The organism is Thiohalocapsa marina (genome assembly GCF_008632335.1).
GTDB lineage: Bacteria > Pseudomonadota > Gammaproteobacteria > Chromatiales > Chromatiaceae > Thiohalocapsa > Thiohalocapsa marina.
This window is the reverse complement of record NZ_VWXX01000020.1, coordinates 48,369-61,138: the sequence shown is the minus strand read 5'-3', so window position 1 is coordinate 61,138 and position 12,770 is coordinate 48,369. Positions and strand designations below refer to the sequence as shown.

The window sequence follows — 12,770 nt, the reverse complement described above, 5'->3', positions numbered from 1 at the left end:
CGGTGGGGGGTATACGCGACGCCCACCCGCCACAGGCCACAACAGCGGATGCGCTTCGCTTATCCGCCCTACAGTGTTCACCTTGTTTTGGGCGCGTTCCTTATACAAGCGGCCTTCAATGCCTAGCCGCAGCCTGAGCGACGTATCTGGCCGCGCCGAACAAAGGCGCCCGATGCTCCAGGATGACCCGCACCGGCATCTGTTGCATCAAAGGACCCATGCGCCCCTTGTGCAGAAAACCGCGCAGGAAGGACCCGCCACGCAACAGGTGCAGATGCCGCGGGGCGATGCCTCCCCCAAGATAGACCCCACCCAGGGCCATGTGCTTGAGCGCCGCATTGCCCGCCTCGCGGCCGTACAGGGATGCGAACAGGTCCATGGCCTCGACACAGACCGGACAGGCGCCTGCGGCTGCCGTGTCCGCCACCGCGGCAGCCAGATCGCCATCCTCGTCGATGGCCCGGGCGACTGCCGGCGCATGGGCTCCGCCGTGGCACTGGCGCAGGAAGTCGTACAGATGCCCGATGCCCATGCCGGAGACCAGCCGCTCCCAGCTCACATGCCCGCCCAGCCGCGGCTGCAGGTACGCCAGCAGCGCGGCCTCGCGCGCGTCCGCCGGGGCAAAGTCGCAGTGACCGCCCTCGGTCGCGAAAGGGTGATGCATGCGGCCGTCCCAGAACAGGCCTGCCTGCCCGAGCCCCGTGCCCGCCGCCACCACGCAGGCATTGCCGGGGGTCTGGCGACCTGGCTGCAGCTCCGCTAACTGCGACGGCTCCAGCGCGGGTATCCCCCAGGCCACGGCCTCCAGATCGTTCAGCAGCCAGGCCCGGCGCAGTCGGAAGCACTCGCTGACCCGGCGGGCATCCAGTTCCCATGGCAGGTTGGTCGCCAGGCAGCGGTCGTCAACCACCGGTCCGGCCACGGCCAGGCCGGCCCCGTCGAAGCGGGCGCCGGACTCCTCGACGAACCGGGCGATGACCGCCTCCAGGCCGTCGAAGGCCTCGCTGGCATAGCGGCACTCGTCGCTGAGCCGTACCTGCCGATGCTCAAAGTGCGCCAGTGCCAGCACCGTCTTGGTGCCGCCAATATCGCCCACCAGCAATGCCATGTCGAGCCTCCGCGTCAGCAACAACCTCCCATTCTAACCGATCCTTCCCAACCCTCTTCTCTGCATGCTGTGCGTCTACGCGGTTGGCAAGGGGCTCGGCCAAGCCCGACAGGCTGTCGTTCTTTGACTATACTGACAGCCATTCCGCCGACCCACAGGCAACGCTTCGCAAGACGCCAATGACATGAACCACCGGGCCAAGACGCAATCGCCTCCAACTGCCGTCGATGCCGCGTCGCAGGCGGACCCTGTGGCCCGTCTGCGGGAAAGCGAACAACGCTACCGGGCGCTGGCCGACTCCTCGCCCAACTGGGAGTTCTTGACCGCCCCCGACGGCAGCTTCGTCTATATCTCGCCGGCCTGCGAGCAGATATCGGGCTACACGCCGGACGACTTTCTGGCCAACCCCGCGCTGATGACGGACATCATCCACACCGAGGACGCGGAGTTGTGGCGGATGCATGTGACGGACATCACCGGCGACGAGTCCGAGCCGGTGGTGTTCCGCATCCGCACCCGCGGCGGCGAGGAGCGCTGGATCGAGCATGTCTGCAAGCCGATATACGACGACAACGGCCGGTTCCTGGGCCGGCGCGGCTCCAACCAAGACGTCACCGACCGGCGACGCGCAGAACAGGAGCGGGACTTCTTCGTCAACCGCGATCCCCTGACCGGGCTGCCCAACCGCACCCTGTTCCGCGAGCTGCTGCAACGCGCCATCCAGCAGGCGGACCGCGACCAGCACGGTTTCAACCTGCTCCTGCTGGACCTGGACAACTTCAAGACCATCAACGAGAGCCTGGGCCACAGCGCCGGCGATCAGGTGCTGGTGGAGGTGGCCGAGCGGCTGCGTGCGCTGTTGCCGCAGGTCGACACCATCGCGCGGATCGCTGGCGACGAGTTCTACATCATCCTGCCCACCGACAGCGGCCGATCCGGCATCGATCTGCTGGCCCAGCGCATCATGCAAGACGTGACCCGTCCCATCGCAATCCAGGACAAGCAGATCGTCGTCGGCGCCAGCCTGGGGATCGCGGTCTATCCCGCCGACGGAGCAGACGCCGAGCGCCTGCAAAGCAACGCCGATGCCGCGCTGCACCAGGCGAAGCTGCAGGGCCGCGGCCTGATGCGCTTCTTCTCCCCGGACCTGGCCCAGCGCGCCCAAGACCGGCTGACGCTGAACTCGGACCTGCACCAGGCACTGGAGAACCGGCAGTTGCGGCTGCACTACCAGCCGCAGATCGATCTGCGTTGCGGCGGCCTGGTCGGGTTCGAGGCACTGGCCCGCTGGCAGCACCCGGAGCGTGGCTGGATCGCACCGGCGGAGTTCATCCCACTGGCGGAAGAGAGCGACCTGATCACCAGGCTCGGCGACTGGGCCCTGCGCGAGGCCTGCCGGCAGGTGGTGCGCTGGGCCGATGCCGGGCTGCCCTATGGCCCGGTTTCGGTGAACCTGTCGGCCACACAGCTCAACCGAGGTGATCTGGTGGCATCGGTGATGGCGGCGCTGAACGACACCGGGGTCCCGCCGCAACTGGTCAATCTGGAGATCACCGAAAGCACCGTCATGGTCGACTCCGATCACGCCATGAAGGTGATCTCGGCGCTGAAGGCCCTGGGCATCGGTCTGGCCATCGACAACTTCGGCACCGGCTACTCCTCGCTGGCCTACCTGCAGCAGCTCGACATCGGCAAGGTCAAGGTGGACCTGTCGTTCATCCGCGAGATGACACGAAACAGCAACAGCGCGGCCATCGTCCGGGCCATCATCGCCCTGGGCCACAGTCTCGGGCTGGAGGTGATCGCCGAGGGCGTGGAGACCGAGGACCAGGCCCGGCGCCTGCGGGAGTTGCGCTGCGACGCCATCCAGGGCTACCTGATCAGTCACCCGCTGCCGGCGGACGAGATGACCCGCTTCCTCACGGCCTTCACGCCGGTGGAGCTCGCATTCGAAGAGGTGTGAGGGGATGTGGTGCGCAGGGGGGGACTCGAACCCCCACGGATTGCTCCACTGGAACCTAAATCCAGCGCGTCTACCAGTTCCGCCACCCGCGCCCGTCGGGCTGCCCGCCGTCAGTCGAGGATGACGGGACCCGAAGGCGTGCTAGTGTAGCCGGAATCCGCCCCGAACCGCCAGCGGGTCGGGAGACCGGCCTGGATGCCGATCAGCAGGCCCTTCAAGCGGCAACTCAAGAGGCAGGCGGCGGGGCCGGAGGCGGGTCGCTACCGCGCAGGCGCTGCAGTTCGGTGCCCGCCGGCAGTTCCCGCAACCAGTGATCCAGTTGCCGCAGGGGTTCCGGCAAGGTCGAGCGGACGCTGTTCGCGGTCGCCGCGTCCGGGTACAGCCCGTAGATCAGCGAGTATCCCGGGCGGTCCTGATAGGGTTCGCGACGCAGATAGAGCGTCTGCGGCAGCCTGTGGGCGGCGACGAACCGGTCCAGATCGGCCCGATTGTGATAACCCACCAGCTGCAGGGCCACGTGCGGGGCATCCAGAATCAGCATCGGCTCGTCACCGGGCAGGGAAACCACGCCTTCTGGTGCATCGGTCCGGACGGACTCATCGGCGGACGGCGCGACGGCCTGGTCGGCGGATGGCCCGGATCCTGCGGACACCGCGGGACGCTGGAACTCTGCGCGCATTTGCGCATCCAGCGAATCGAGCCGCCCTTCAAGGGCCGCCAGCGTCTCGCCCTGTTGCGTGACATCGTCCGACAGCTGCTGTTCCAGCGTATCCAGACGCCCATCAAGGGCGATCAGCGTCTCGGCATCGCCCGTCAGGCGCTGCTCCAGTGCCCCCAGGCGGCGCTCGAGCGCCGCCAGCGTCTCGCGCACCTGCGCCGCGTCGCTCGCCAGGCGTTGCTCCAGCGCCTGGCCAGCAGAGTGGCTGCCATCGCGCTGACCGGCGGCAGCGCCGCGGATCTGCTCCATGCGCTGCTCGATCTGGGTCAGTTGCCGTTGCACCTCACCTTCTGCCACCTGCCGTTGTGCGCTCAGGTCATCCAGTGCGGCTGTGAGGTCCTCGACGCGCCGGCCCAGTTCTGCCAATTCCGGCACTGGTCCTGACGCCGTCTCGGCGGCCGCTGCGATTGCCGTTTCAGCCAATGAAGCCGACTCGGACGCAAGCGCAGCCAGCTGCTGTTCGACCGCGGCGAGTTGCCGCTCCGCCTCGACAAGGCGTTGATAGACACCGTCGTAACGGCCCGTTCCGCCGAGCACCAGCCAGAGCACCACCACAAGGGAGACCGCGGACAACGCGGCCGCAAAGAGCACCAGTTGCCGATCACCGCGCAGGAAGTCATCTACCTCGTCGCGGTGCGCCGCCAGCGCCTTGCGCACTTGTGTGCTGGTGCGCCGACGCTCGTCATCGACATCCGCAATGCGCTCCACCAGGGATTTCTCGAAGTCGCGCATGGTGTCCGCAGCCGGCGACTCGGGGCTGGCGTCGTTCTTCCCGGCGTCGTTCTTCACGGAGTCGTTCGCCTTGGCCTCTTTCTTCAAGACCGCGGTGAAATCGGGCATGGTGTCTGGATCGCCCGGACTGTCCGGACGCGCCCCGGGGTCGCTGGATGTCGCCATGTGAGGGATACCATTTGAGCTGAATCTAAATCCGTGCCGTGTTGCGGTGACGGTCGGGATGCCCGTCTCAGGTCAGCCTGTCAGGGTGCATGACGAATCTTCCGTTGTCGAGCCCGACGTGCGGCACCTTGCGTGCACATCCGCATGACGGTCGGGAACTTTGCCGAGAATTATGGGGCCTGACAGTTGAACGAAATTCGAGCCTGTCGACGTCACACAACTGTAGTTGAAGAAAATTCCACGAAGCCTTAATAATATGCCCTGGCGTGTGCGCCAAATGCCCTCACGCGAGAACCGAACGCTCGTACGGAACGGGCAGGAACCAAGGAAACAAGACGAAGGGGAGTGACAATGAGCAGCAAAGAAGAATTTTCCGACTGGGTGGCCTCCATCGAACGGGGCGATTGCGGCTTCACCTATGTGCGTTTCTATCACCGGGCGCCCGCCTGGGTACGCAACGAGGCCATCCACCGCTTCGGCAAGGGTACGGTCTTTCTGCCGTCGCGACAGGAGCGCCAGCCGCCCGAAGGGCTGGCCGCCTGACCGATCGCCCGGTAGGCCAACGACCCGGCCAGCCGGTCGATCGGCCAACCCATCGGCGAACCAACTGGCAAACCGGCCAAACAGCCAAACACCCTGTCAACCGACCGGCTGAACCTTCCGCGGCGGCCCTCACTACAGGACCTCCAGCGCAATCCGCTCCTCCGCCACCCCCAGATCGAGCAGTCGCCGGCGCAGGCCATGCAGCAAACTGGCCTCGCCGGCCAGGTAGTAGTATACATCGGCAAGGTCGCTCAGGTCCGCACGCAGCAGGGCCAGGAGATCATCGGCATCGGCCTCCACCAGGGGGGTGAAGGCGAAGTTGTCAAGCGACTCCCTCAGCGCACGACACCAGCGCCGGTAATGGTGGCCGTCGTCCGCCGCCACCGTCCAGTAGAGGTGGAAACCGACCACGTTATCGATGGAGATGGCATGCTCGATCAGGCTCTTGATCGGCGCGATGCCGTCGCCCACCGCAACGAACACCGCCGGCTCGGTGGCCTCTTCCCGAAGCACGAAACGGCCGTAGGGCCCTGCCAGATCGATCCGCTGGCGCGCCTTCGCCTGGCTGAAGAGTTCGCGGCTGAAGGCATCCTCGCCCAGACGCACCGAGAACTGCAGGTTGCGCCCGTTGCAGGGGCAGCTGGCAATGGGCAGTTGTGCCGAAGCGCCGCTCTCCAGTTGCAGCCGCGCCTGCTGCCCGGCCATGAAGCGCAGGGTCTGGGTCCGCGGGGTCTGTACGTGCAGTTGCAGCAGGGTGTCCGAGTCCGGCTCCAGCTTGCGGATCTGCGCCTGGATCTGCTGCTCCGGCAGGTCCGCCGCCGAACGGGCCTCCGCCGCCTCCAGCACCACATCAGTAACAGCGGTGTTGCAGCAGGTCAGCACATAGCCCATCTGCTTCTCACGCTCGCTCAGCACATAGTCGTGCTCGCCCAGCTTCCACACCTCGCCGGAGACCACCCGCGCCTTGCACTCGCCGCAATTGCCGCTGGAACAGCCGTAGCTCAGCCGCAGCCCGGAACGAACTGCCGCATCAAGGATGGACTCGGTACCGTCGACGAAGAATTCGTGACCGCTGGGGATGATCTTCACGCTGGCTGACATGATGCGCAGGAAAGTGTCCTTGGCAAGCAGTTGGGTACGGCCCTCGTCCACCGGTTGCGCGGCGATCTCCGCCCGGCGCCGGTCGAGCCAGTCGCCCAGGGCTCCGGCCTCGGCCGCGTCACACGTCGGCGCCAGGGCAGCGAGGCGTTGGCGCAGCTCTTCCAGCAGCGCCTCCTGGGCATCCACCAGCGCCACCTTGTGCGTCAGCGCCTCGCTCAGGGACCGGATACGCGACAGCAACACCTCGGCACTCGGCAACACGGTGTCATCCTGCGACGTGCGCGGCACCGCCCGGGCCTTGATGCGCTCCACTCGCTCCAGCATACCGGTCTTCTCCAGACTGACCCGGGGGTAGACCCGCAGCAGGTCGGACACCGCCACCTCACCCTCGAAGGTCTGGATTTCACCGCCGCGGATGCGCCGTTGCAACTCCGCGCGGGTGACACCGGCCAGTCGGGCCGCACGGGACAGGGACAAAAGCTGGGTCATGGGCTGGAAAACCTATCTGAAACCAAAGCAGTGACAGTATATGAACTTTGACCATGATGCCGATGCCTTTCCTAGCCTAACCCTCCGACTCATGAGGTTTAGCAATATTGAGCATCGGATACCGGCCATTGCGACGCCCGGCACGCTTGCCGCATCATGGTGGGCTTGATGAGGATGACAGACGTGCTGCACGATGCAACCCTCGTCCGCGGTCAACGACAGAACTGACGCAGGTAGTCTTCATACTCGGCACGTCTACGGCGCAGCTTGACCCCTTGGTCGGCCTTGTAGCCTGCGCGCAGCTGGGCGTTCACGCGCTCGATCTGCTGGCGTTTGGCCAGACAGCGCTCGGCCTGTCTCTGCGCTGCCGCATCGCGGGCGGCGGTGCCGGATGCCCGCGACCGGGTTCGCTCGGGGGGCGGCGCGGTCTCTTCCGGGGGTGAGGGAGGTGTCCAGCCGGTACGCTGATCCTCGATCTCCACTTGGCGGGCAGTGTCGCGCGCGGCACATTGCTGCTGGCGGAACTCCACGGAGCCGTCCGGGGCCGTACACCGATATACCTGGGTCTGCGCAAACGCCGCGGGCGCGAGCAGAAGCCCCAGGCAGGCCAACAGCCGGCCAAGGTGCGTCGTGCTCGGACACCGGATACAAGTGGACATGGTTCGCCCTCCCCGTCTTGAGTGCGCCGGACCTGCTCTCGTGTGTGCATAGTCTCGACCAGATGCGGCGCGCCTGTAAACACCTCGTAACACGCGTTATCCGGTTTTCCGGCATCATCCATGCGTCGAGCCAGCGCGGGCCCCGGCCACGTCGTCCGACCAACCTCATTCGATCAGGGTATTTCGATGCAGAGTATCTACATCGCCGGTGCAGGCGCAGGCAGTGGCAAATCCGTCGTGGTGCTGGGGTTCATGGAGCTCCTGTCCTCGATCAACAGACGCGTGGGCTTCTTCCGTCCGATCGTCAGCGGCAGCGTCCAGGACGACGACCTGACCAATCTCATCCGCGCCCGCTATGATCTGCCGTTTCCGGTGGAGCAGCTATACGGCTGCACCGCCGAGATGGCCAGCGAGCTGGTGGCCGGCGGCCACTACGACGAGCTGCTGAAGCTGATCCTGAACAAATACATGCTGCTGGACGAGAAGTGCGACATCGTGCTCTGCGCCGGCACCGACTACGACGGCCTGGTACCGTCACTGGAGTTCGACTTCAACGCCGACCTGGCGAACAACTTCGGCTGCGCCATCGTGGTGGTGGTCAAGGGCTTCGGCCGCAACCCGGAGTCCGCGCTGCATGCAGTGCACATCGCCCACGAGTCCATGCTGGACCGCCGCGTCGACCTGCTGGCCACCGTCATCAACGGGGTCAACCCGGAATTCGTCGATCTGGTGCAACGGCGTGCCCGCGCCGTCTTTCCGGACACCGAGATGCTCTACGTACTGCCGGAGAACGAGGCCCTGGCCCGGCCCACCATCGGCGAGATCGGCCAGGCGTTGAGCGCGGAAGGCCTGTGCGGTGACGCGGATGCGCTGAACCAGGTGGTGGGCAGCTATCTCATCGCCGCCATGGAAGTGCCGGACTTCCTCAACTATGTCGAAGACGGCTGCCTGATCATCACCCCCGGTGATCGCAGCGACATCATCCTGGCCAGTCTGGCCGCGGACGTGTCGGCGTCCTTCCCGCGCGTCGCCGGCCTGCTGCTGACCGGCGGACTGCGGCCGGCGGACAATGTGCAGCGCCTGCTCGACGGCCTGCGGCGCAACAAGGTGGCCATCTTGAGCACACAGGCGGACACCTTCCGCACCGCCCTGGCGGTGAACCGCGTGGAATCCACTATCCTGCCCGGCGACGACCGCAAGATCGCTGCGGCCCTGGGCGTGTTCGAGCGGCATGTGGAGATCAAGGACCTGCAACAGCGCGTCGCGCTGCACCAGTCCGTGCGCATGACGCCGCTGATGTTCGAATACCAGCTGATCCACCGCGCCAAGGCCCAGCGCAAGCGCATCGTGCTGCCCGAGGGCCACGACGAGCGCATCCTGCGTGCCGCCGAGATCCTGACCCTGCGCGGTGTCGCCGACCTGACCCTGCTGGGCGATCCGGACAAGATCCAGCGCCGCGCCGGAGAGCTGGGCCTGAAGCTGGACGGCGTCGACATCATCGACCCGCAGACGTCGCCCACGCGCAAGCGCTACGCAGACATCTACTTCGAATTGCGCAAGCACAAGGGCATCTCGGAGCAGATGGCCTTCGACGCGCTGGAGGATGTCAGCTACTTCGGCACCCTGATGGTGCACAATGGCGACGCCGACGGCATGGTGTCTGGCGCGGTGCACACCACCCAGCACACCATTCGCCCGGCATTCGAGACCATCAAGACCCGGCCCGGCACCCGACTGGTCTCCAGTGTCTTCTTCATGTGCCTGGCGGACCGGGTGCTCGTGTATGGCGACTGCGCCGTTAACCCCAACCCCAGTTCCGAGGAACTGGCGGACATCGCCATCACGTCCGCCGGCACCGCGGCGGCCTTCGGCATCGAGCCGCGGGTGGCGATGTTGTCCTACTCCACCGGGCAGTCCGGCAAGGGCGAGGACGTGGAGCGGGTGCGCGAGGCAGTGCGCATTGCCCGCGCGCGGCGCCCGGACCTCAAGCTCGAGGGGCCGATCCAGTACGACGCCGCCGTCGATGCCAGTGTCGCCCGCTCGAAGATGCCCGACAGCGAGGTGGCGGGCCACGCCACGGTGTTCATCTTCCCGGACCTCAACACCGGCAACAATACCTACAAGGCGGTGCAACGCAGCGCCGGCGCCGTGGCCATCGGGCCGGTGCTGCAGGGCCTGAACAAGCCGGTCAACGACCTCAGCCGCGGCTGCACCGTGACCGATATCGTCAACACCGTGACAATCACGGCGATTCAGGCCCAAGTCAGTGAACAGGCCAGTGAACAGGCCAGTGAACAGGCCAGTGAACAGGCCGGTGAACAGGCTACCGCACAGGCCAGCACATAGGCCGTACCAGATCCCTCTTCCAGCACACGAGTCCCAACCCCATGTCGAAAATCCTGGTCATCAACTCCGGCAGCTCGTCCATCAAGTACAAGCTGTACGACCGTGACGACTGGCGCGTGCTGGCCTCGGGCTCGGTCATGCGCATCGGTGAACCGGCGTCGGAGATTCACTCGGAATGGCTCGACGGCCGCGGTGAGCACTACAGCAGCCGCAGTACGACACCGATCGCAACCCATGCCGACGGCATGGACCGCATCCTGCTGGCGCTGGCCGGGCAGCTGATCAACACACCGCCGCCCCATGAGATGACCGAAGAGGAGATCGACCACCTCCTCCAGGCCCTGAAGGACGGCGAGGCCCTCGCCGAGGCCGCGGAGCTGGCCGCCGTGGGCCATCGCGTAGTGCATGGCGGCGAGGCCTTTCACCTGCCGACGCTGGTCGACGACGACGTGATCGAGGCGATCCGCCACATGAGCCCGCTGGCGCCGCTGCACAACCCGGCCAATCTCGACGGCATTCTGGTGGCGCGGGAGCTGTTTCCGGGCATCCCGCACGTGGCCGTGTTCGACACCGCCTTCCATCAGACCATGCCGCGCACGGCCTATCGCTATGCCATCCCGGACTATCTGTACCGCGAGCACTGGGTACGCCGCTACGGCTTCCACGGCACCTCGCATCATTATGTGGCCAAGCGTGCCGCGCACATGCTCGGCAAGCCGCTGGAGCAGTGCAACCTGATCACCCTGCATCTGGGCAACGGCGCCAGCGCCACCGCCATCCGCGACGGGGCCAGCGTCGACACCTCCATGGGCATGACCCCGCTGGAAGGGCTGGTGATGGGCACACGTTGTGGCGATCTGGATCCGGCCATCCATTTCTACCTGAGCAAGCACCTGGGCCTGGACAACGACACCCTGGACGATCTGCTCAACCGCCAGAGCGGACTGCTCGGGCTGTGCGGCGTGAACGACATGCGCGAGATCCAGCGCAAGGCGCAGCAGGGCGACGAAGCGGCCGAACTGGCCATCGGCGTCACCTGCCACCGGCTGAAGAAGTACATCGGCGCCTACTATGCAGAACTCGGCCGAGTGGATGCCATCGTCTTCACCGGCGGCATCGGTGAGAACGACGCCGAGACCCGCGCACGCAGCTGCGCCGGCCTGGAACGCCTGGGCATCGAGCTGGACCCCCAGGCCAACACCCGGCCCCACGATCAGCTCACCGACCTGGAGCGCGACATCGCCACCGCCGCCAGCCCGGTGCGGCTGCTGGTGATCCCGACGGACGAGGAACTCGAGATCGCCCGTCAGGCGTTCGAGGCTGTGGCCGGGGCCGACGGGTCGTCATCGGTATCGTCATAGACGGCAATGCCGTTCTTGCCCGCCGCCTTCACCCGGTACATGGCCTTGTCCGCCCGCTGAACCAGCGTAAACACATCCTGGCCATGCTCGGGGAAGAGCGCGATGCCGATGCTGGCCGAGGGCTGCAGCATCTGCTCCTCGATGGCGTAGGGGATGGCGATCGCGGCCCGGATCTTCTCGGCCACGTTCACGGCATCGCGCCGGCCACCCAAGTTGCGCACCAGGATCACGAACTCGTCGCCGCCGATGCGCGCCGGCGTATCGGACGCCCGCAGATTGCGCCGGATGCGCGTGGCGATCTCCTTCAACAGCACGTCGCCGCAGCCGTGACCGAAACGGTCGTTTACCGGCTTCAGGTCGTCCAGGTCCACGAACAAGAGCGCAAACCGGCTGCGGTCTCGCAGGGCCACAGACAGGACCGATTCCACCAGGTGGCCGAACAGCGCGCGGTTGGGCAGATCGGTCAGCGCGTCGTGCTGCGCCATGTGCAGGATCTGCCGCTCGACGCGCTTGCGCTCGCTGATGTCGCGCAGCACACCGACGGTCATCGAGCGGCCGCCGGCGACATAGTGTCCGGCGCTGTGGATCTCGACCGGGATGCGATGGCCGTCGCGGTGCTGCACCAGCAGTTCGGCCATCATCACCTGATCGGTGGCGCTGAAGGTCGCAAATTGCCGGCGCACCTGCTCCACCAGCTCCGGCGGCGACAGGTCGGTCAGCGTGCGCGAGCGCAGTTCGGCCTTCGTCCAGCCCGTTAGCGCCACCGCCTGACGGTTCGCGTCGGTGATGCGACGGCTCTGGCTGTCGGTGACGATGACCGCGTCCGCCAGGGACTCGAACAGGGTGCGATAGCGCCGTTCACTCTCCTGCAGCGCCTGATGCATGCGGCTGCGCTCCAGGGCGATGGCGATCAGCTTGCCGGTGGTGATGCCGAACTCCACCACATCGGCAGTCCAGTCACGCTGCGCGCGCACTGCGTCGAAGCCCACGAAGCCGACGATCTCGTCCTGCTGCCGCACCGGAAAGACGCACAGCGACTGGATGCCCAAGGGCTCCAGCACCGACCGCTCCAGCGCGGCCTCCGCCGGCATGGCCTTGACATCCGGGATCAACAGGTGCTCGTGCGCTTTGATCTGCGCCCACCACCAGGGGGTCGCGTCGATGGGCACGTTCTGCAACACGTCGATCTGCGGCTCGATCCCGTCGCGGCACCATTCGTGGGTGTTGCTCACCAACGTGCCGTCCCCCTGCTTCAGGAAGACGTAGGCCCGATCGGCGCCGAAGAAGTCGCCGCTGCGCTGCAGGATGCGATCGATGGCGAGGTCGAAGTCCCCGGTGGTGGCGGCCATGAAGTCGGCGGCCAGGCTGTTGAGCAGTTGGATCAGTTGTCGGTGCTGCGCGTCGATGACTTCGCAACCCGTGTCGACGCCAACGGCCCGAGGGATGGCGTCGAACCCGATCTCGAGTTTGTCGCTGCTCATCTTGCGCATGCCGTGCACTGTGAGTACCCGGTCAGACAATCGCATAATTCGGGGTGAAATACCAGTGGAAGAGGCAGCTGAATTTTCGCTTTCAGCCTCCATCC

9 protein-coding genes and 1 tRNA gene are annotated in these 12,770 nt (G+C 66.1%); 4 read left to right on the top strand and 6 right to left on the bottom strand.

Annotated elements, in window-relative coordinates; translation table 11 throughout:
* Positions 1–115: 115 nt before the first annotated feature.
* Positions 116–1,108, bottom strand: a complete 993-nt coding sequence (gene glk / locus F2Q65_RS12600) for a glucokinase (RefSeq protein WP_150093769.1) — start codon at positions 1,106–1,108, stop codon at positions 116–118.
* A 184-nt stretch (positions 1,109–1,292) separates the two neighbouring features.
* Between glk and F2Q65_RS12595 the strand changes: the two genes are divergently transcribed.
* A complete protein-coding gene (locus F2Q65_RS12595; protein ID WP_150093768.1) occupies positions 1,293–3,071 on the top strand; it encodes a putative bifunctional diguanylate cyclase/phosphodiesterase in 1,779 nt (592 codons plus the stop codon).
* Positions 3,072–3,078: 7 nt separating this feature from the next.
* On the opposite strand, the gene F2Q65_RS12590 is transcribed toward F2Q65_RS12595, so the two are convergent.
* Together F2Q65_RS12590 and F2Q65_RS12585 are read right to left on the bottom strand one after the other, a co-directional pair.
* Positions 3,079–3,163: transfer RNA gene (locus F2Q65_RS12590), tRNA-Leu, on the bottom strand.
* 134 nt (positions 3,164–3,297) lie between these two features.
* The gene (locus F2Q65_RS12585) at positions 3,298–4,686 is read right to left on the bottom strand and encodes a hypothetical protein (RefSeq protein ID WP_150093767.1); all 1,389 of its coding nucleotides are present in this window, start codon (positions 4,684–4,686) and stop codon (positions 3,298–3,300) included.
* A 351-nt stretch (positions 4,687–5,037) separates the two neighbouring features.
* Between F2Q65_RS12585 and F2Q65_RS12580 the strand changes: the two genes are divergently transcribed.
* Entirely contained in the window at positions 5,038–5,229 is a 192-nt protein-coding gene (locus F2Q65_RS12580; RefSeq protein ID WP_150093766.1) for a hypothetical protein, read from the top strand.
* Between the two features lie 132 nt (positions 5,230–5,361).
* On the opposite strand, the gene F2Q65_RS12575 is transcribed toward F2Q65_RS12580, so the two are convergent.
* Together F2Q65_RS12575 and F2Q65_RS12570 are read right to left on the bottom strand one after the other, a co-directional pair.
* A complete protein-coding gene (locus F2Q65_RS12575) occupies positions 5,362–6,819 on the bottom strand; it encodes a 2Fe-2S iron-sulfur cluster-binding protein (RefSeq protein ID WP_150093765.1) in 1,458 nt (485 codons plus the stop codon).
* 212 nt (positions 6,820–7,031) lie between these two features.
* Positions 7,032–7,478: a hypothetical protein gene (locus tag F2Q65_RS12570; RefSeq protein ID WP_150093764.1), complete on the bottom strand. Its 447-nt coding sequence runs from the start codon at positions 7,476–7,478 to the stop codon at positions 7,032–7,034.
* A 186-nt stretch (positions 7,479–7,664) separates the two neighbouring features.
* Between F2Q65_RS12570 and pta the strand changes: the two genes are divergently transcribed.
* Positions 7,665–9,824: a phosphate acetyltransferase gene (pta, locus tag F2Q65_RS12565; protein WP_150093763.1), complete on the top strand. Its 2,160-nt coding sequence runs from the start codon at positions 7,665–7,667 to the stop codon at positions 9,822–9,824.
* A gap of 41 nt (positions 9,825–9,865) precedes the next feature.
* Positions 9,866–11,185: an acetate/propionate family kinase gene (locus F2Q65_RS12560; RefSeq protein ID WP_150093762.1), complete on the top strand. Its 1,320-nt coding sequence runs from the start codon at positions 9,866–9,868 to the stop codon at positions 11,183–11,185.
* Here the strand turns inward: F2Q65_RS12560 and F2Q65_RS12555 are convergent.
* On the bottom strand, positions 11,131–12,666 hold the full coding sequence (locus F2Q65_RS12555) for a sensor domain-containing diguanylate cyclase (protein ID WP_170265686.1): 1,536 nt from the start codon (positions 12,664–12,666) through the stop codon (positions 11,131–11,133). The two genes, F2Q65_RS12560 and F2Q65_RS12555, sit on opposite strands and share 55 nt — an antisense overlap.
* Positions 12,667–12,770 lie beyond the last annotated feature (104 nt).